The organism is Autumnicola tepida (genome assembly GCF_031846485.1).
In the GTDB taxonomy this organism is placed as follows: domain Bacteria; phylum Bacteroidota; class Bacteroidia; order Flavobacteriales; family Flavobacteriaceae; genus Autumnicola; species Autumnicola tepida.
Window position 1 is genome coordinate 118669 of record NZ_JAVRHQ010000012.1, and the last position, 20620, is coordinate 139288.

General features: G+C 40.4%; 20 protein-coding genes. 12 read left to right on the forward strand and 8 right to left on the reverse strand.

What is annotated here, in order from left to right; genetic code table 11:
• The first annotated feature begins 61 nt into the window (after window positions 1-61).
• Window positions 62-1111 carry a glycosyltransferase gene (locus tag RM553_RS11330; RefSeq protein WP_311535042.1) on the forward strand — a complete coding sequence of 350 codons (1050 nt, stop codon included), beginning with the start codon at window positions 62-64 and terminating at the stop codon, window positions 1109-1111.
• Here the strand turns inward: RM553_RS11330 and RM553_RS11335 are convergent.
• Complete coding sequence (locus tag RM553_RS11335; RefSeq protein WP_311535043.1) at window positions 1085-2137, reverse strand: sensor histidine kinase; 1053 nt, start codon at window positions 2135-2137, stop codon at window positions 1085-1087. The two genes, RM553_RS11330 and RM553_RS11335, sit on opposite strands and share 27 nt — an antisense overlap.
• The gene (locus RM553_RS11340; RefSeq protein ID WP_311535044.1) at window positions 2137-2820 is read right to left on the reverse strand and encodes a response regulator transcription factor; all 684 of its coding nucleotides are present in this window, start codon (window positions 2818-2820) and stop codon (window positions 2137-2139) included. The genes RM553_RS11335 and RM553_RS11340 overlap by 1 nt, the downstream gene beginning before the upstream one ends.
• Before the next feature lie 172 nt (window positions 2821-2992).
• Between RM553_RS11340 and RM553_RS11345 the strand changes: the two genes are divergently transcribed.
• From RM553_RS11345 to RM553_RS11360, 4 genes are all read left to right on the forward strand, one after another.
• Window positions 2993-5755 carry a TonB-dependent receptor gene (locus tag RM553_RS11345; RefSeq protein WP_311535045.1) on the forward strand — a complete coding sequence of 921 codons (2763 nt, stop codon included), beginning with the start codon at window positions 2993-2995 and terminating at the stop codon, window positions 5753-5755.
• A 53-nt stretch (window positions 5756-5808) separates the two neighbouring features.
• Entirely contained in the window at window positions 5809-7065 is a 1257-nt protein-coding gene (locus RM553_RS11350; RefSeq protein WP_311535046.1) for a hypothetical protein, read from the forward strand.
• Between the two features lie 163 nt (window positions 7066-7228).
• Window positions 7229-7567 (forward strand): T9SS type A sorting domain-containing protein, encoded by a 339-nt coding sequence (locus RM553_RS11355; RefSeq protein ID WP_311535047.1) that lies wholly within the window; start codon window positions 7229-7231, stop codon window positions 7565-7567.
• 79 nt (window positions 7568-7646) lie between these two features.
• Window positions 7647-8624, forward strand: a complete 978-nt coding sequence (locus RM553_RS11360; protein WP_311535048.1) for a LuxE/PaaK family acyltransferase — start codon at window positions 7647-7649, stop codon at window positions 8622-8624.
• Window positions 8625-8841: 217 nt separating this feature from the next.
• Here RM553_RS11360 and tyrS read toward each other — a convergent pair whose 3' ends face one another.
• A complete protein-coding gene (gene tyrS / locus RM553_RS11365; protein WP_311535049.1) occupies window positions 8842-10137 on the reverse strand; it encodes a tyrosine--tRNA ligase in 1296 nt (431 codons plus the stop codon).
• Window positions 10138-10218: 81 nt separating this feature from the next.
• Between tyrS and RM553_RS11370 the strand changes: the two genes are divergently transcribed.
• A complete protein-coding gene (locus RM553_RS11370) occupies window positions 10219-11235 on the forward strand; it encodes an NAD-dependent epimerase/dehydratase family protein (protein WP_311535050.1) in 1017 nt (338 codons plus the stop codon).
• Here the strand turns inward: RM553_RS11370 and RM553_RS11375 are convergent.
• The 3 genes from RM553_RS11375 to RM553_RS11385 are packed head-to-tail and all read right to left on the reverse strand — an operon-like array spanning window position 11232 to window position 13802.
• A complete protein-coding gene (locus RM553_RS11375) occupies window positions 11232-11723 on the reverse strand; it encodes a DUF4296 domain-containing protein (RefSeq protein ID WP_311535051.1) in 492 nt (163 codons plus the stop codon). The genes RM553_RS11370 and RM553_RS11375 overlap by 4 nt on opposite strands.
• A gap of 4 nt (window positions 11724-11727) precedes the next feature.
• Window positions 11728-13071, reverse strand: a complete 1344-nt coding sequence (locus tag RM553_RS11380; protein ID WP_311535052.1) for a dihydroorotase — start codon at window positions 13069-13071, stop codon at window positions 11728-11730.
• A complete protein-coding gene (locus RM553_RS11385; protein ID WP_311535053.1) occupies window positions 13068-13802 on the reverse strand; it encodes a polyprenol monophosphomannose synthase in 735 nt (244 codons plus the stop codon). Before RM553_RS11385 ends, RM553_RS11380 begins: the two co-directional genes overlap by 4 nt.
• 103 nt (window positions 13803-13905) lie before the next feature.
• Between RM553_RS11385 and RM553_RS11390 the strand changes: the two genes are divergently transcribed.
• Entirely contained in the window at window positions 13906-14574 is a 669-nt protein-coding gene (locus RM553_RS11390) for a DUF4271 domain-containing protein (protein ID WP_311535054.1), read from the forward strand.
• 17 nt (window positions 14575-14591) lie between these two features.
• Window positions 14592-15338: a uroporphyrinogen-III synthase gene (locus RM553_RS11395; RefSeq protein ID WP_311535055.1), complete on the forward strand. Its 747-nt coding sequence runs from the start codon at window positions 14592-14594 to the stop codon at window positions 15336-15338.
• A gap of 227 nt (window positions 15339-15565) precedes the next feature.
• Here the strand turns inward: RM553_RS11395 and pckA are convergent, their stop codons facing one another.
• The gene (gene pckA, locus RM553_RS11400) at window positions 15566-17155 is read right to left on the reverse strand and encodes a phosphoenolpyruvate carboxykinase (ATP) (protein WP_311535056.1); all 1590 of its coding nucleotides are present in this window, start codon (window positions 17153-17155) and stop codon (window positions 15566-15568) included.
• Window positions 17156-17242: 87 nt separating this feature from the next.
• Entirely contained in the window at window positions 17243-17632 is a 390-nt protein-coding gene (locus tag RM553_RS11405) for a DUF423 domain-containing protein (RefSeq protein ID WP_311535057.1), read from the reverse strand.
• 94 nt (window positions 17633-17726) lie between these two features.
• On the opposite strand from RM553_RS11405, the gene RM553_RS11410 reads away from it, so the two are divergent.
• From RM553_RS11410 to RM553_RS11425, 4 genes are all read left to right on the forward strand, one after another.
• A complete protein-coding gene (locus RM553_RS11410; protein WP_311535058.1) occupies window positions 17727-19100 on the forward strand; it encodes a saccharopine dehydrogenase family protein in 1374 nt (457 codons plus the stop codon).
• A gap of 50 nt (window positions 19101-19150) precedes the next feature.
• A complete protein-coding gene (locus RM553_RS11415; protein ID WP_311535059.1) occupies window positions 19151-19621 on the forward strand; it encodes an Lrp/AsnC ligand binding domain-containing protein in 471 nt (156 codons plus the stop codon).
• 41 nt (window positions 19622-19662) lie between these two features.
• Window positions 19663-19977, forward strand: a complete 315-nt coding sequence (locus RM553_RS11420) for a hypothetical protein (RefSeq protein WP_311535060.1) — start codon at window positions 19663-19665, stop codon at window positions 19975-19977.
• 92 nt (window positions 19978-20069) lie between these two features.
• Window positions 20070-20597: a ferritin gene (locus RM553_RS11425; RefSeq protein ID WP_311535061.1), complete on the forward strand. Its 528-nt coding sequence runs from the start codon at window positions 20070-20072 to the stop codon at window positions 20595-20597.
• Window positions 20598-20620: the final 23 nt, after the last annotated feature.

Consider the following 20620-nt stretch of genomic DNA (forward strand, 5'->3'; position numbering starts at 1 on the left):
TTTAATATTTTGGTAAAATTAACAAAATTCGCCAACTGAGAGATAACAATATATTTGTTATATGCGCAGGAAAAAAATTTTAGTCGCACCACTAAACTGGGGCCTTGGCCATGCGGCACGCTGCATCCCCCTCATCAAGGCCCTGGAGGAGGAAGGATTTGAACCCGTGCTGGCTTCAGACGGGAATGCACTCCTGCTACTAGAAAAGGAATTTCCACACCTCTCCAGCTTTGAGCTTCCATCCTACAACGTGGAATATTCCACCTCGGGCAGCAGCCTTAAATGGAAAATGATGTGGGACAGCCCTAAAATTTTAAAAGCCATAAAAGCTGAAAAAAAGCTTACCAAAAAACTGGTGGAGGAGTATAACCTTAGCGGAATAATTTCTGATAACCGTTTTGGAGTTCGCTACAAGCACCTGAAAAATGTCTTTATTACCCACCAGCTGAATGTTTTAAGCGGAAGCACCACTTACTTCAGCAGTAAAATACATCAGAAATATATAAAGAAATTTGATGAATGCTGGATTCCCGATGCCCCGGGAAATAAAAACCTGAGCGGGATCCTGGGCCACCTGGCCAAAAAAGAAGAGAGTATAAAATACATGGGGCCGCTAAGCAGGTTTAAAAAACAGGATGTGCCTTTAAAGTATAAATACCTCATCCTTCTCTCAGGCCCTGAACCGCAAAGGAGCATCCTTGAAAAGCTACTGCTGGAAAAATTTAAAGATACTTCAGAAAAAATTCTGATGATAAGGGGGCTTCTTTCAGGGCAGTGTAAACCCGCCGCGCCTAAGAACATACACGTTGAAAATTACAAATTCGGGCAGGAGCTTGAAGAAATCATCAATTCTTCAGAAGTGATTATTTCCCGGTCTGGCTATACCAGCGTTATGGATTTTGCAAAGCTGGAAAAAAAGGCGTTTTTTATCCCCACCCCTGGCCAGTTTGAGCAGGAATATTTAGCTGAACGACTGGCCAATCTGGGAATTGCGCCTTTTTGCAGGCAGGATAAATTTGAACTTTCCCACCTGGAAGAACTAAAAAAACATAAGGGCCTGAAAGATATTGGAGGCTCCAGCCACTTAAGGGAGCTCTTTGCTCTTTTCTAAGGTAAATGAAAATTCGCTCCCCACGCCAAAAACGCTTTCTACATAAATCTTTTCTTCATGCGCCTCGATAATATGCTTTACGATGGAAAGGCCCAGCCCCGAGCCTCCTTCTTTTCTTGAACCGCTTTTATCTACACGATAAAAACGTTCAAAAAGCCGCGGGATATTCTGTTTTTCAATTCCTTCCCCATTATCGGTTATTCTCACAATCACCTTGTTCTTAATAAGGTTTTCTATGGAAATTTCTGTGGTACCGTCTTTCTTTCCGTATTTGATTGAATTTACCACCAGGTTGGTTAACACCTGCTGAATCCTTTCCCTGTCGGCACTAACATAAACAGGCTCCGGGTAATCGGTATCGAAAGTAAGCGTAATGTTCTTTTTTGCCGCTTTCATTTCCAGAAGATCAAAAGTACTTTGTATTAAATCCACAATATTGAAATCTTCCATTTGCAGGTGAAGGTCCCCCGTTTCCAGTTTGGTGATCATATCGAGGTCTTTAACAATATAAATAAGCCGCTCTACGCCCTTACTGGCCCGGTTAAGGTATTTTTTTCTAACCGATTTGTCCTTCATCGCCCCGTCTAATAAGGTAAGTATATAACCCTGCACGGTAAAAAGTGGGGTCTTAAGTTCATGGGAAACATTTCCCATAAACTCCTTCCGGTAGGTTTCCCTTATTTTAAGGGCCTCTATCTCCAGCTTTTTGTTTTCGGCAAATTTCTCCACCTCCCTGGTAAGAGTAGCCATATCTGTAGTGACCTGGCTGGGACGTAAGGTTGTGGAATCCAACAGGGAAACATTATCGTAGATCTTCTTGATCCTTCGGTAGATAAAATACTCTACCCGCTGCTGAATAATAAAAAAAGAAAAGGTATAAGTGGTAATTACAAAAACCAGCATGGGCAACCATTGCAGATTTCCAAGAAAAAGCAGAAAAGCGCCTACCAAAAGACTTACAAAAACGGTGATATATGCCGAGGTCTTTATCGCAAATTTGTATGAACGCTTAAATTTTTTGGCCATTAAACTACAAACTTATATCCCACTCCCTTCACAGTTTTAAAACTGTCGTCTCCAATTTTTTCCCGCAGTTTCCTGATATGGACATCTATAGTCCTTCCGCCAACCACAACATCGTTCCCCCAGATCTTGTCCATTATATCTTCCCGCTTAAAAACCTTACCAGGTTTTGAGGCCAGCAGGGACAAGAGTTCAAATTCCTTGCGCGGCAAAAGCATTTCCTGCCCATCTTTGATTATCTTATATTCTTCGCGGTTAATGGTAAGATCCCCAATTTTCACAATATTGGCATTGGGCGTATCGTCCTTAAACCTTCTTAGCAATGCCTTAACCTTACTTACCAGCACCTTGGGCTTAATGGGTTTGGTGATATAATCATCGGCACCCGCATCAAAACCTGCCATCTGGGAGTAGTCTTCGCCCCTGGCGGTTAAAAAGGTGATAATGGTTTCTTCCAGCTCCGGGATTTTCCTAATTTTTTCGCAGGCTTCAATCCCGTCCATGCCCGGCATCATCACATCTAAAATAATGAGCTGTGGATTCTTCTTTTTGGCGAGTTTTACACCATCGGCGCCGTTATCGGCGGTAATCACCTTATAGCCTTCCGAAGAAAGGTTGTACCCAACAATTTCGAGGATATCTGGCTCATCGTCAACCAGTAGGATTGTAATATCTTTTTTCTTCATTTTTGGTAGTTAAGGATAATTTATGGGTAAAAATAAAGATAAATTTCATTTCCAGTCTGAACAGCCAGATTGGTAACCTTTAACTAACATTAACATCATAAAGGATTAATACCAGGTTAACCCTCTCTTTACATTCCTGTCTTTTATTTGCGCCATAGAATTAAACACAGGAATGAAACAAATTGTAACGCTTTTCGCATTAATCTTTATCACCAATCTCCCCATGCTGGCCCAGGAAGAAACCACGGGCTCTATTGTTGGCAAACTTACCGACAAGGAAATGAACGGGGATCCGCTTCCTTTCGCTAATGTAATAATTAAAGGGACATCAAAAGGAACCACTACAGACTTTGATGGCCTTTATGTGCTGGACAAACTTCAACCCGGCACTTATACTGTGGAATTTAGCTTTGTGGGATATGAAACCCTGGAAGTACCCAATGTTGAAGTAGTTGCAGGTAAAGTGACTGAAATTAATACGGGACTTGGAGCGAGCGCCGCTGCCCTGGATGAAGTGGTGATTTCTACGGTTTCCAGGAGGGATTCTGAAGTTGCCCTTTTACTGGAACAAAAAGGCGCCATAGCAATTAAAGAAAGTATAGGCGCACAGGAGCTGGCCCGTAAAGGTGTAAGTGATGCCGAATCTGCTGTAACTAAACTTGCAGGGGTAAGTAAACAGGAAGGTGTGAAAAATGTTTTTGTTCGCGGTTTGGGAGACAGATATAATTCTACGACTCTTAATGGCTTGCCTTTACCATCTGAAGATCCTGAATATAAGAATATTGCACTGGAATTTTTTGACTCGAACATTATTAACAGCTTAAGCATAAGCAAAACATTTCGTCCTGAAATTTACGGGGATATGGCCGGCGCAAACATCGATATTGTTTCCAAAGAACTTTATGGAAGCGAAGCCTTGCAAATTGGAATAGGCACAGGATTTAATTCCCTGGCAGTAAATAGAGATTTTAAGACCGTAGATGGTGCCAGCTGGTTTGGTTACGGAACAGACAATAACAGCCCAATTACCAGCTTAAACAATTATGACTTTCAGAATTCCCTGGCTCCTAATTCCAGAAATACACAAATAAATACACAAGCCTCATTCCAGGCTGGAAAGCGTTTTGACATAGGGGAGAATGAATTTAGTGCATTATTAATTGGTTCTATGGACAGTAAGTATGCTTACCAGGAAGGAAATACAAAAGTTATAAACGCCCAGGGTTTACCATTGCGTAACCTGGATTTTCAAAAATACCTTTATAATGTTTCTCAAATATTAATGGGTAATTTTAACTATGAATTTAATGATAACAATTTAGAACTTAATTCCTTTTATATCCATAACAATTCCCAAAGTGTGGGAGAATATTTTGGCCAATCGGCTAACATTTCTGAAGAAGAAACCGATTATGCATTCATAAGGAGGCAACAGGTAAATGATAATAGTATTTTTGTCAATCAGCTTCACGGGAATTTCAAATTATCTGAGAGACTGGATCTAAACGCGGCGGTAGCATACAATATGACCCGCGCCAACGAACCAGACAGGCGGCAGAATACTTTTGTGTACAATGGCAGCAATTACAGGGTTGCTGTAGGGACACCAGCCTATAACCTGAGATTCTTTTCTGAACTTGAAGAAAACGAGATCGCTGGACATCTAAACTTTAATTATAAGATTGGAGAAATAGAAGGTGATGGTTCAACTAAAGGTCAAATAAATTTAGGCTACGATTATAAAGACACCGACAGAACTTTTGAGTTTTTACAATTTAACCATGATTTTGGTTCTCCTGCCCCGGTAGACACTAATAACCCTGACCTTCTTTTTAATGATGAAAACCTTTCGAACAACACTTTCAGGTTAACTACCAATAGCGGTTTTGGAGATGATTTTAACCCCTTGGATCCATTTTTTTATGAAGGAGAAAAAACCATTCATGCAGGATTTGCAGATGTTGTATACAACTTCAACACAAAATTAACTACCATTTTAGGCATGCGATATGAAAATGTTGAACAATATGTAAACTGGAATACAAATCTTTCAAGCAGTGCTGACGATTTAAACGTTGATCCTTCTACAATTAACAAAAATTACTTTCTACCAAGTATAACAGGAAAATACAATTTTAGCGAAAATAGTATTTTAAGAGTAGTAGGTAGTAAAACCTATACCTTCCCTCAATTCAAGGAAGTAGCTCCTTTTGTATATGAGGATGTAAATTTTGCCAGTTATGGCAATCCTGACCTACAACCTTCAGATAACTATAATTTTGACATAAAATATGAATATTACCTAAGTTCCAGTGAAATATTATCACTTACTGGTTTCTACAAAAAAATCATAGATCCTATAAACCGTGTACAGGTAAACTCAGCAGCCAACCAACTGTCATACATAAATTCTGGTGACGAAGCAGATGTTGCAGGGGTGGAAGTGGAAGTACGTAAAGATATATTTGAAGTTGAAGGAGGAGAAAATTCTACAACAAATCAAGAATTGTCTTTTGGGCTAAACGCATCTTACCTCTACTCCCGTCAGGATTTAACAGATGAATCTACAAATTTTACAAATAATGAAGACCAACTTGAAGGTGCCGCACCTTTTCTTCTAAACACGGATTTAACGCATAACTATAATTCAGAAAATTTTGCACTTACTTCCTCGGTAGTTCTTAATTACTTCAGCGACAGGATATATTCACTAGGAGTTCAACAAAAAGGAAATATTGTAGAGACCGGAATTCCCACATTAGATTTTATTGCAAGAAGCACTTTTGCGGAGCATTGGGGAATCAATTTTAAAGTTCAAAATATTCTCAATCCAGATTTTGAACTCACTCAGGAAGATATAAATGGAAATTCCCAGGTAATTAATTCCTTTAAAAAGGGAGCTACATTTTCCATAGGCATTAACTATTCACTTTAACCAATTATTAATTTTTAATTAGAAAAACAATGAAACAATTCAAATCAATTTTTATGGCAATCGCTCTTGTATCACTTTTGTGGAGCTGTTCCGAAGATGACGATGTGGTTAATCCGGAACCAACAGAAGAGACGTGCGATGATGGTATTCAAAACGGCGATGAAACCGGTGTTGATTGCGGCGGATCCTGCGAACCTTGTGAAGCAGCCGAAGAAAAAGACGGTGTAATTGGCTCCCAGGATGATGTGGATTTAGATGCTTCCGATCTTAAAGGTGATGTAACTGCAGATATTACTTTAGATGCCGATACAGAATGGATGCTTACCGGTGCCCTTGAGGTAAAAGAAGGTGCTACTTTAACTATTGAACCAGGCACAACTATTATGGCTGCTGCAGGTGGAACTGATGTTTACATCGCTATTGAACAAGGCGCTATGATTGATGCTGAAGGAACTGCTGATGCTCCTATCACCATTACTTCTGCTGCTGAAAATCCCCGTTCAGGAGACTGGGGAGGGCTAATGTTAGCTGGATACGCTTCTATTAACTCAGGTGAAACCGCCACAACAGAGGTTGCGGATATCACTTACGGAGGTAATGACGATGAAGATAATTCCGGCAGCATAGATTACATGATCATAGAATACACCGGAGCGCGTATTGGGGGAGAACAGGAATTTAACGGCTTTACTTTTTATGCAGTAGGAAGCGGCACCAGCATTAGCAACATTATGGTACGATATGGTGATGATGATGGTATAGAATGGTTTGGCGGAACTGTTGATGTAGACAACGCCCTTATTGTTAACGCCAAAGATGACTGGTTTGACTGGACTGAAGGTTGGAGAGGAAACGGAACCAACTTTTACGGAATCAGGGAATTTGGTTATAATGATGTAACTGAAGACCCTCGCGGAATTGAAGCTGATAACAATAGTGACAACAACGATGCAGATCCAAGATCTAATCCTACTATTGACGGTCTTACCCTCTACCACCAGTCAACCATCGCAATGGCTGACATGATTAAAATAAGAAGAGGAAGCTCTATAACAGTTAATAACGGTATTATTGCTATCATGGCAGCTGAAGGAGAAGATGCCGGTTCTGCAAGCGATTTCATCGATTTGACTGACAGCGCAGGTCCTGCCGCTGCTAGCACTTCTATAAATGTGAGCGCAATTGGTGAAGCCGATGGTACTGATATCAAAAATGAAGTTGGAGCAAATATTACTGTAGCACCTGGTAACACAGGAGCAGATACTTCGGTTTTTGACTGGACAGGGTATTCTTTCCCTTCTATGGAGTAAGGTTTTTATTCGGTATTTAACCCGAAATATAATTAGCCAATTAAAAGGCCGCCTCAACAGCGGCCTTTGTTATTTTTCAGTAAATCCTTAACGCTTTTGGCAAAATTTTATGGCAGGGTTTTTGAATTTTATTTGTAAGTTTGTAAAAACCAGCCAGGAAAGAATGAAGCAAAAATACTTTTTCAGTTTCATCATAATATGTTTTCTGTTCTTCGCCCTTCCGGCTGAAGCACAGGACACTACCAGCACCGGGCATAAAACCGAAGTGCCCATTTCGGGGCTTTCTATTTATCCAAACCCGGTGACCGGCGGTAAAGTTTACATCAGCACTACCAGAAATCTCGAAAAAGAAATTGAAATCTATAATGTTCTTGGGAAGCCGGTAAAAAAATTAAGGTTAAGAGGAAAAGAACTTGATGTCTCTGCACTTACCCCCGGTATTTATATCCTAAAAATCGAAGAACAGAACAGCAAAGCCACGCGCAAACTGGTGATTAAATAACCACAGATAAAATTTTTATTAAAAGCTTCTATTCAATAGAGGCTTTTTTATTTTTGGGCCTGCTTAAAACCAACAAATAATGCTTAAGGAAAAAATCTTTCAAATTTCTTCTGAAGAAGAATTTAACCATATCGCTTTGGAAGTTTTTCAGTTCCAGTATGAGCACAATAAAGTTTACAGAAGATTTTGCGAATTACTGAAAAAAGATCCTGTGGGCATAAAGGGCATATCCGAAATTCCTTTTTTACCGATTGAATTTTTTAAGACTCAAACTATCCTTTCTTCCAAAGATAACCCGCAAATCACTTTTAGCAGCAGCGGCACCACCGGAAGCAGTACCAGCAAGCATTATGTTACAGATTTAAACCTTTACGAGAACAGTTTTCTTAAAGGCTTTGAACACTTCTACGGAAATCCTGAAGACCTGGTAATATTTGCCCTCCTGCCCTCTTACCTGGAGCGGGAAGGTTCCTCCCTAATTTACATGGCAGACCACCTTATTAAAAAAAGCACACAGCCTGAAAGTGGTTTTTACCTGAACGAATTACATGAACTTGCCGGCAGGTTGAAAGAACTCGATAAAGCGGGCAAAAAGATCCTGTTGATAGGAGTTTCTTTCGCACTGCTGGACCTTGTTGAAAATTACAATTTTCAGCTTAAGAACACTGTTATTATGGAAACCGGCGGAATGAAAGGCCGCCGCAAAGAAATGATAAGGGAAGAACTGCACAAAATACTTTCTGCAGGTTTTGGGGTGGAAAAAATACATAGTGAATACGGAATGACCGAGCTACTCTCCCAGGCATATTCCAAAGGCTCTGGCATATTTGAGTGCCCGCCCTGGATGAAAATCCTTATCCGGGACCCCGAAGACGCGGTAAGCCTTCTTCCCTCTCAGAAAAACGGCGGAATAAATGTTATTGACCTCGCCAACCTTTACTCATGCTCCTTCATAGCCACCCAGGACCTTGGGAAAAAACTTTCAGAAGAATCGTATGAGATCCTGGGAAGGTTTGATAATAGTGATATTCGCGGCTGCAACCTGATGGTTTTATAAACCCATTCCGAAGATAGAAATCTCACTTTCAAAAAGAAATAAAAAAAATTTCCCCAGCCTGTAATGTGAGGAAACTTTAACGACTTAACTGGTCTAAGATAGCAAAACAATAAGTTTGGCTTATCTGCACAGGTTAGGTTAGTTTTTCATAATAGATTGGTTGGTTAGTTAGTTGCAAATCCCTCTGCATCCCCTTGGTGCAGAGGGATTTTGCATTTTAAACCGCTCTAATAATAAAGGTGTTTTTCTTTCCTTTATTTATGATCACGTACTTACCATTTATAAGGTCTGCTTCCGTGATCTTATACTCTTCTTTTACCTTCTCCTTATTCACCGAAACGGAATTCTCTTTTAGAGCTCTTCTGGCCTCCCCGTTGGATTTGAGAAAATTTGTACGGGCACAGAGGGCGCCAATCATATCCAGCCCGCTTTGCACCTCCGCCAACGGAACTTCTGCCTGTGGCACGCCTTCAAAAACATCCAGAAAGGTACTTTCATTCAGGCTTTTAAGATCATCTGCCGTACTTTTTCCAAAAAGCACTTCCGAAGCCTTTACCGCGTTCTCATATTCTTCCTCACTATGCACTGTAATGGTTACTTCTTTCGCCAACCTCTTCTGAAGCAAACGTTGGTGCGGCGCCTTCTTATGTTCTGCTATTAACTGCTCAACAGTTTCCCGCTCCAAAAAAGTAAAAATCTTTATATATTTTTCAGCATCCTCATCACTGGTATTCAGCCAGTACTGGTAAAATTTGTAGGGAGATGTACGGTTTGCATCAAGCCATACGTTTCCGCCCTCGCTTTTTCCAAATTTGCTGCCATCGCTCTTCGTGATGAGCTGGCAGGTAAGCGCGTAACCTTTCCCGCCTGCGATACGGCGTATTAGCTCTGTTCCCGTGGTAATGTTCCCCCACTGGTCACTGCCCCCCATTTGCAGGGTACAATCCTTGTTTTTGTAAAGGTGAAGAAAATCGTAACCCTGTACTAATTGATAAGTAAATTCTGTAAAAGACATTCCTTCAGTCCCTTCGCCGGAAAGCCGATTTTTAACCGAATCTTTTGCCATCATATAATTTACGGTTATGTGTTTTCCCACATCCCTGATAAATTCCAAAAAGGAAATCCCTTTCATCCAGTCATAGTTATTCACCAGTACGGCTTCATTCTTACGACCGGAATTAAAATCGAGGAACTGGGAAAGCTGGGCCTTAACACATTCCTGGTTATGCCGAAGTGTTTCCTCATCCAGCAAATTACGTTCAGAAGATTTACCTGAAGGATCGCCAATCATGCCTGTGGCTCCGCCCACCAGGGCAAAAGGCTTATGCCCGCATCGCTGAAAATGGCCCAAAAGCATAATGGGCACCAGGTTACCTATATGTAAGGAATCTGCAGTGGGGTCAAAACCAATATATGCCGATCTCATGGCTGCATTAAGATGTTCCTCGGCCCCGGGCATTACATCGTGAAGCATTCCGCGCCACTTCAGTTCTTCTATAAAATTCTTAATCATAATCTACTATTCTTATAAAAAACAGCCGTAAAGATACCATAAACTGTTATTTTTCCTAGGCGCTTTCGCTATATTTACCCCATGATTTTAGTTACCGGAGGTACAGGGCTTGTTGGCTCACATCTGCTGTTTGATCTCGTGAGATCAAGAAAAAATATTCGTGCGATCTACAGGAAGAACAGCAATCTTAATGCTGTTAAAAAAGTTTTTTCCTATTACGTCTCTTCTTCTGAAGCAAAAAAGCTTTTCAGCAAAATTGAATGGTTCGAGGCCGACATCCAGGACGTTCCTGCCCTTAACCGTGCCTTTACCAACGTAAAATATGTTTATCACTGCGCTGCCCTCGTCTCTTTTGACCCTAAAGATGCTAAAGCATTAAGGCGCACCAACATTGCCGGAACGGCAAATATCGTTAACCTTTGTATTGCCAATGCTGTTGAGAAACTTTGCCATGTAAGCAGTACCGCGAGCGTGGGAAAGCCGTTAGAGGGAATAAATATTACTGAAGAAACTACCTGGAATCCCGAAGAAGACCACAGCGACTATGCGATCTCCAAATATGGCGCTGAAATTGAAGTTTGGCGTGGTACGCAAGAAGGCGTAGATGCCGTTATTGTTAATCCCGGAATAATCATTGGCCCGGGCTTCTGGAATTCAGGCAGTGGCCTTCTTTTTCAAAAAGTTAGTAAAGGCTTTAAATTTCATTTTCCCAAAATAACTGGCTTTGTTGATGTAAAAGATGTGGTTACTGCAATGGTGGCTTTAATGAATTCTGAAATAAAAAATGAACAGTACATCCTTGTTTCAGAAAACCTTAGCTTTAAAACCGTCCTAAATTTAACCGCTAAAAGCCTGAATAGAAAACCGCCTTCCAAAGAACTAAAAAAATGGATGGTTTTTACAGGCTGGATTTTTCAAAGTGCCGGCAGTCTTTTCGGCTTAAAAAAACAACTTACCCGCGGTTCGGTAAAGACTTTATTTGACGAATGGCATTTTAGCAACGAAAAGATGAAAAATGATCTTGACTTTCAATTTACCCCGATTGCTGAAAGTATCTCGGAAACAGGAAAAATTTATAGAAGTGAAATTCAGCCTTAGCGGTTTCTCCTGAATTGCAGCGATTTGCCAAGGCTATCCCGGCTTATATCTTCCCGCAACTCTTTTATAGAGTCCCGGCTGATGGAATCCCTACTGATGGAATCCAGCCTGGCTATAGAATCTTCTATCCGCACTTCTTCTTCCTGTATAGAATCCCTTACCCTCTTAATCGCTTCCAGCCTGTCCCTTACCTGCTCGTAGATGCGCTCATATTGCACAAAATTTTCACTGTAGTAATCGTTGCTGTTTTGGAATTGCAGGCTGTCTATATCATATTTTTCGTAAATATATTCCTCAGGATGTATCCCTGCTTCCTCAAGCACATTTCTATTAAGGTTCCTGGCCGACTGCAGTATGGCCAGTTCTGTAAGCACGTCTACCATCTTATTTTCAGCAATAAGGTCCTCTGGCCTCTCCGTACGCTCAACATTTTGGCATGCACAGAAAAGCAGAAAGACCAATGATATGGTAAAAAGCTTTTTTTTCATCAAACTAACGGTCAAAAGTAAGGCGCTCAGCTACCTGTGTAAAAGGCTGATGCTTAAAATTGCGATAAACCAGGCGGCCATTCACAAAGGTATGGGTAATGCGGGATTTAAAGGTAGTTCCCTCAAAAGGAGACCAGCCGCATTTATAAAGGGTATTGTCTGGCTGTACCGCCCAGGGGGCATTAAGATCTACCAGTACAAGATCTGCCTTATAACCTTCTCTTATAAATCCGCGTTTTTCAATCTGAAATAAGATCGCGGGATTATGGCACATTTTCTCCACAATTTTCTCCAGGCTTATTTTTTCCTGGTGGTACATTTGAAGCAGGGCCGGAAGCGCATGCTGCACCAATGGGCCGCCACTTGGCGCTTTTGTATAAACATTTTTCTTTTCCTCCCGGGTATGCGGGGCATGATCTGTAGCAATAACGTCTATATAATCATCTTTAAGCGCCTGCAGCAAAGCGTCCTTATCTTTTTTTGTTTTTACCGCAGGGTTCCACTTGATAAAAGTTCCCTTTTTGGCATAATCTGACTCATCAAACCACAAGTGATGAATACAAACCTCAGCCGTGATCTTCTTATCTTTTAATGCTTTTTTATTGCTGAAAAGACTTATTTCCTTTGCGGTGGAAACATGGAACACATGAAGCCTTGCACCGGTTTTCTTAGCCAGTGCCACAGCTTTGGAAGAAGATTTATAACAGGCTTCCGCACTGCGTATTTTAGGGTGCAACTCTACAGGAATATCGTCCCCGTAACGCTCTACACATTCTTTTAAGTTCTTCTGAATTATTTCCTCATCCTCACAATGTGCCGCGATTAGCAGGGGGGACTTTGAGAAGATCTGTTCCAGGACTTTTTCATCGTCCACCAGCATATTTCCTGTAGACGACCCCAGGAACAATTTTAATGCGGCGGTAGTCTTTGGGTCCACCTTTAGGATTTCCTCTAAATTGGTATTTGTACCGCCAAACATAAAAGAATAGTTAGCGTAAGAAGATTCCCGGGCCAGCCTGAATTTTTCTTCAAGCAGTTCTATGGTAGTGGTTTGTGGCAGGGTATTGGGCATTTCTATAAAAGAAGTTATGCCTCCTGCAACTGCTGCCCTGGAACCGGTCTCTATAGATTCCTTGTGGGTTAAACCAGGCTCCCTGAAATGCACCTGATCGTCTATAAGCCCCGGTAAAAGGTAATTCCCTTCAGCATCAAAAATATTTACATCGGGGGATTTGGCACTTATACTATCGGCAACTTCAACTATAATTCCATCTTCTATAAAAACATCGCCTTCTTGTATTTTTCCTTCATTAACAATCCGGGCGTTTTTTATCAAAACCTTTTTCATTGCACTTCAACCTTATTAAAAAGACTTTTCATCTTCATTTTTATTACTCCAAACACGGCTTCAGAAATAATAGAACCGCTCATTTTTGAAGTTCCTTTGGTCCTGTCAGTAAAAATTACCGGCACTTCCACAATATTATAATTTAAGAGGTAAGCCTTAAATTTCATTTCAATTTGAAAAGCATAGCCTACAAATTGTATTTTATCCAGATTGATCTTTTCCAGGACCTCTCTTTTATAGCAAACAAAGCCCGCCGTGGTATCCTGTATGTCCATCCCGGTAATAAACCTCACATAACGGGAAGCCAGCCAGGACATCAAAACCCGGTTCATAGGCCAGTTGATCACGTTCACTCCGGTGATGTACCTGGAGCCTATACTCACATCGGCATTATCCCTTTTACAGGCATTATATAGCCGGATGAGATCATTGGGATTATGGGAAAAATCGGCATCCATTTCAAAAACATAATCATATTTATGCTCCAAAGCCCATTTAAACCCCAGGATATATGCTGTTCCCAGTCCAAGCTTTCCCTGCCTTTCTTCCAGAAACAGCCACTCCGGAAATTCTGCCTGTAAGGTACGCACCCTGGCGGCCGTACCATCGGGAGAATTATCATCCACCACCAAAATATGAAATTTACGACGTTGGGAAAAAACATTCCTTATAATCCGTTCTATATTTTCAATTTCATTATAGGTGGGTATAATAATAATCCCTTTAACCATCCCGGAGAATTTTGCACAAATGTAATATTTTAACTTATCCTTTCTTGGGTAACAGCCTCAAGTTTTTCATTCAATATCATACATTTGTAAAAAATATTTCCCTTTGCAAGCATTAGAAAGACAAGTAGGATCTACAGACTGGATTACCATTATACTTGTGGCTTGCATTGTTTTACTGGCCATTATCAGGAATCGCTATCCTCAGCGATTTGGGGAGTTCCTGTCATTACTGACGTCGAACAAATTTATGATGTTTAGAGGGAAAGAGAACAATGCTTTTCATCCTTTTAACATTCTGCTGTTTCTGGTGAATGTTGCCGGAGTATCACTTTTTCTCTTAATAATTTATAATTTTTTCGCGGGTGAGCCCCAGGATCTTTCCCCCGCCATTTTATATGTGCGAATCGCTACCGGATATACGTGTTTTGTGCTGCTGAAGTTTGGCATCGAAAAAATTATTGCAAATATCTTCGGGCTTGACCAGCAAATAGATGAATATCTCTTTAAAAAGCTGAGCTACCGGAATTTTCTGGCGCTTTTTGTACTTATTGTGGTAGTTTTTCTAACCTATGCCGTTAGTCCCACACGTAATATTTTATACGGCCTGCTGCTGTTTCTGCTGTTAAGCAATGGCCTTAGCCTGGTTATGGTTATTAAACAAAATCAGCGATTAATTTCACAGCAGTTGTTTTATTTTATTTTGTACCTTTGCGCTCTCGAATTTGCCCCTTATATTATTTTGTACAAGGTGTTTACAATAAACCGGGGATAAAAATAAAGTACTGATATATGAAAGTGAAAACAATTTTGATTTCTCAACCTGAACCAAAAGTTGAAAACTCTCCTTATTTCGAACTTGAGGAAAAACAAAGAGTAAAAATTGATTTCATACCCTTTATACATGTCGAAGGTGTTCCTTCCAAGGAAGTAAGGCAGCAAAAAGTGGATCTTACCAAGTACACCGCCATTATCTTAACCAGCAGGAACGCTGTGGACCACTTTTTTAGAATTGCTGAAGAAATGCGTTATAAAGTACCAGATGCTTTAAAATACTTTTGCCTGAGTGAAGCTGTAGCCTATTATCTTCAGAAGTATGTGGTATATAGAAAGCGTAAGATCTACGTGGGTAAAAGAACTTTTGCTGAATTATCCCCGCTCATTAAAAAATACAAAAACGAGAAGTTTCTACTGCCGTCTTCAGATATGCTGAAACCGGATGTTCCAAAAACCCTGAATAAACTTGGGGTGGAATGGAAAAAGGCGGTGCTTTACAGGACTGTAGTAAGTGATTTATCCCATTTAAGGGATGTTACTTATGATATCCTGGTATTTTTTAGCCCAAGCGGTATTAAATCGCTTTTTGAAAATTTTCCAGATTTTAAACAGAATGACACCCGTATTGCAGTGTTTGGCAATACTACCATAAAAGCTGCCAAAGAACATGGCTTAACGGTGAATATAAAAGCACCAACTGCTGAAACACCTTCTATGACCATGGCGCTTAACAAATATATAGCGCAGGTTAATAAGAAGTAGCTTTGGAGTTGTGTTGGTAGTTGATTTGATAGTTTGTGGATTGGATTTCGATGTTTTTGGTGCGGATTTCTTTAAGCCTATGGCTGTGGACTGAAGACTGAAAAAATGGATTTGGAATCTATTCTCATATTTTTCATTTTCAATTTTCCAAAGTCAGCTCTTCTCTCTAAATATTAAAAAATCCGGTGTTGTAACAGCACCGGATTTTTCTTTTCAACTAATTAAACCTAAACAACAGGAGCTCCTTTTATAATTTCCTGGTTTGCATAATCTTCAAACTGCCGGAAATTATTTTTAAATGAAGAAGCAAGCTCTTTAGCTTTGCGGTCATAATATTCTTTGTCTTGCCATGTCTCCCTCGGGTTAAGCACTTCGGAAGGCACATTTTCACAGGTTTCGGGCATTTGAAGCCCAAAAATTTTATGGGTTTCAAATTCCGCGTTTTCCAGTTTCCCTTCCAAAGCTGCACTTATCATGGCCCGTGTATATTTCAATTTCATGCGGCTGCCAGTTCCGTAAGGGCCGCCTGTCCATCCGGTATTTACAAGCCATACATTTACATTGGCATCTTTCATTTTTTTGCGGAGCATTTCAGCATAAAGTGTAGGATGTAAAGGCATAAAAGGTGCGCCAAAACAGGCGGAGAAACTCGGCACCGGTTCATCTATACCAGCTTCGGTTCCCGCCACTTTTGCCGTATAACCGCTTATAAAATGATAAGCGGCCTGGCCGGGACTGAGCTTGCTTATAGGTGGCAAAACACCAAAGGCATCGGCAGTAAGAAAAAATATGTTTTTAGGATTTTCCCCAACCGATGGTTTCTGAATATTATCAATATGATCTATGGGATAACTTACCCTTGTATTCTGGGTGATAGATGCATTTTCAAAATTCACCTTCCCATTTTTATCCAGGATCACATTTTCTAAAATCGCCCCGGGCCTGATAGCATGATAAATATCCGGCTCATTCTCTTCAGAAAGATTAATGACTTTTGCGTAGCAGCCGCCTTCAAAATTAAAAATAGTATTTTCAGGGGTCCAGCCATGCTCGTCGTCTCCTATCAGTTTTCTATCGGGATCTGCCGAAAGGGTTGTTTTGCCGGTGCCGGATAATCCAAAGAAAATTGCAGTGTCCCCACCTTTCCCAACATTGGCCGAGCAATGCATAGGCAATGTTTTATGATATTTTGGAAGAATGAAATTTAATGCCGAAAAAATACCTTTTTTGATCTCTCCTGTGTAACCGGTGCCCCCTATTAATACCATCTTTTTCTTGAAATTGATAATTGCGAAATTTCCCTGGCGGGTGCCATCGGTTTCAGGATTGGCCTTAAAGCCTGGCGCATTAATAATGCTCCATTCCTGCTCAAAATTTTCCAGTTCTTCTGCTTCAGGACGAAGGAACATATTGTAAACAAACATGTTGGACCAGGGATATTCTGTAATTACCCTTATGTTCATCCGGTAATTTTCATCTGCACAGGCATAGGCATCCCTTACATATATTTCTTTCCCCGAAAGATATTCTGTTACCTTTTTATAAAGCCGTTCAAACTTTTCTTCCTCAAAAGGAATATTAATGTCCCCCCACCAAACTTCATCTTTGGTAATTTCATCTTTAACTATAAAACGATCTTTTGGAGAACGCCCTGTAAATTTGCCGGTATTTACCGCAAGGGCACCGGAATCGACTTCCACGCCTTCCCCTCTTTTAATAGTTTCCTCATGCAATTGTTCTGGGGAAAACTGGTAATGGATTTTGGCATTTTTAATTCCGAACTGCTCTATCGAAATCGTTTTCGTAAATTTCATCATTTGCAATCATAATATTAAGGTTGTGTGGTTTGTTTATAGATACAAAATTAGGAAAGCCTAAGGGACCACCTGCTTCATCAAGCTGTTTTATTTCTTTTTTAACTTTATGGCACTTATCAGCGTTAACAGCCATGCGATAATGAGCAACATTCCGCCTAAAGGAGTGATAAGCGCGATGCTGCGGAAGTCAAACCCGGATAAATTATTAGTCGCCAGCAAATAAATGGAACCAGAAAAGAAAAGGACACCAAAAATTAAAAGGTAGAAAACAATGCCCAGCAATTTGGGAGAAAGAAATGGTTTTAGTCCTAAAATCAGCAAAAATAAGGCGTGGTACATTTGATACTTCACCCCAGTTTCGAAGCTCTGGAAAGATTCTGCAGTTATCAGCGGCCTCAGGCCATGAGCAGCGAAAGCTCCTGTTATGACTCCCAGAAACCCAAAGATGGCTCCGGCAATAAGAAATTTTTTATTCATCTCGTGCATATTGTCAGCAACTGAAGGCACTTTAAATTCCTGCAGATGCAAAATTTTGATAATTTAGATACACTACACAAAACTAACTCAATTTATGCGACAAATATTAATTATTGGTGCAGGAAAATCTACTTCTGTGCTCATAAAGTACCTGCTGGACCAGTGTGAAAAGCAGGACCTTTTTCTTAAAATAGGGGATATAGAGCCAGATTATACCAGTGAAATCATCGCCGGGCACAGCCGCTGCGAAGCCATTTTTCTTGATATCTTCAATGAAGAGAACCTGGAACAAAATGTAAAAATTGCAGATATAGTGATCTCCATGCTTCCCGCGAGATTGCATATTGAAGTTGCCAAAGCCTGCCTGAAATTCAGAAAAAATATGGTGACGGCCTCTTACATCAGTCCGCAGATGAAGGCTTTAGACGGAGAAGTGAAAAAGCATAATTTAATATTTATGAATGAAATTGGTGTAGATCCCGGCATTGACCATATGAGCGCCATGCAGGTGATTGCCAGAATTCGGGACCAGGGCGGGAAAATGCTTCTTTTCGAATCCTTTACCGGCGGGTTAATTGCTCCTGAAAACGACACTAATTTATGGAATTACAAGTTTACCTGGAACCCCCGTAACGTTGTTGTTGCCGGGCAGGGAGGCGTCGCTGAATTTATCCAGGAAGGAAAATATAAGTTTATCCCTTACCACAGGTTATTCCGAAGAACTGAATTTCTCGCTATAGAAGGTTATGGAAAGTTTGAAGCATACGCCAACCGGAATTCCCTCGATTACCGAAGCATTTACGGGCTGGAAGATATCCTCACGCTTTACCGCGGCACCATACGCCGTGTTGGCTTCAGCCGCGCCTGGAACATGTTTGTACAGTTGGGAATGACAGATGACAGCTTTACCATGGTGAATTCTGAAAATATGAGCTACCGGGATTTTGTAAATTCTTTCCTGCCCTACTCCACCACCGATTCCGTAGAACTAAAAATGCGGCATAACCTGAAAATAGACCAGGATGATATCATGTGGGAAAAACTTAAAGACCTGGACCTGTTTAATGATAAAAAGAAAATAGGAATTAAAAATGCCACTCCGGCACAGGCGCTACAGAAAATATTAATGGAGAAATGGACACTGCAACCTGAAGATAAAGATATGATCGTGATGTACCATAAATTTGGCTATGAACTTAACGGCGAAAGGAAACAAATTGACGCCACCATGGTCCATATTGGCAAGAACCAGCAGGAAACCGCCATGGCAAAAACAGTGGGGTTACCTGTAGCCATTGCGGCTTTGAAAATCCTGAACAAGGAAATCACCACTCCGGGAGTACAGCTACCCATTAAGAAAGAAGTATATAAACCTATCCTGGAGGAACTGGAGAAGCATGATATCATTTTTAAGGAAAAACATACCGATTACTTGGGATATAATCCATTAGGAGAGGTAGGAGGTTAATTTTGTAAAGCTAATTTCTTATTTTAGCTATACATCCAAAACCTACCAATATGAAAGTAGTAGACCAAAATGTAGTTATAGATGGTATAGACAAAACCATTTTGAACGCCCTGATGGAAGACGCTAAAAAACCTATTTTGGAAATAGCGCGTGGCATTGGCATTACCGGCGCGGCGGTACACCAGCGACTAAGAAAACTTGAGAAGTCCGGCCTTATCGAAGGTTCAAAATTAATGATAGATCCACGGCTGCTCGGGTATAAAACCATGGCCTTTGTAGGCGTGTACCTGGACAAAGCCGTGAGCAACCCAAGAGCAGTGAACCAGCTAAGGGAAATTCCTGAAGTTATAGAATGCCATTATACCACCGGAAACTGGTCGATTTTCTTAAAAATACTATGCCGGGACAACGAACATCTCATGCAGGTACTTAATAAAAATATCCAGGGAATTGAAGGAGTTTCCAGGACAGAGACTTTTATATCCTTAAATCAGCAGATTAAAAGACAAATTAAGATCTAATATTTGTATTTATTCTAAATAAGGATTAAGTTTGCCCTGCTATGAAGCGTTTATTTTCTTCTCAATATTTCACTTCTTATCAGTGCGACAAAGGCCGCTGCTTTTATGTTGATTTCAATCATAAAATCGTGAAGCTCAGTTTTTGTCAGCTTCTGGCTTTTCGCCAACAGGTTAAAAATATTAATCCTGAAAGCCATTTCAACGGAAAAAACAAGCACGGCCTCGAAATCCTGATGCTTTGTAACCGGGAACATTTATTTATTCTCAACACCATGGAGGTCCTGGACCTTCAGGAACTGGTACATGGCACTTTTGGGATGCTCGAGCTCAATTCCATTCTTAGCACCGGCATTTAACAGAACTTTTCTTTTTATCTTAGATTTCTTCTAAATCTTACTGGTTTTTAGGCGGTTAATCCATTTTTCTGTATTTTTAGGAAAAAGAAAAAATGAAAGATATTGTAAGACAGAAGTTAAGCATCCATGTAGAAATCATGGATCTTCTAAATAAACAAATTCAGAAGGAAGCACAGTCTTCTTCGGCTTATCTGGCCATGGCTTCCTGGTGCGATCATAACGCACTAAACTATAGCGCCGAATTTTTCTATGAGCAAGCTGCGGAAGAAAGGGAACATATGATGAAGATCTTCCACTTTATAAATGATAATGGCGGCACGGCTTATTCTCCTGAAGTATCAAATATTCTCCATGAATATAATTCCCTGGAAGAAATTTTTGAAACCGCTCTGGACCAGGAAATTGCCATTACCAAATCCATTCATAACATTGTTTATAAATGCAGAAAGCTGCAGGATCTTACTTCTGAAACTTTCTTACAGTGGTTTGTAAAAGAGCAAATGGAAGAAGAACAAACCATGCGGAGGGCCCTGGAATTATTTGACCTTATTAATACTGAGAACCAGCTTGGGTTAAAGCTAATAGATGAAAGAATTCCTCAAATCAGGAAAAACCAGTAATAGTTCTACAGAAAATAAAAGAG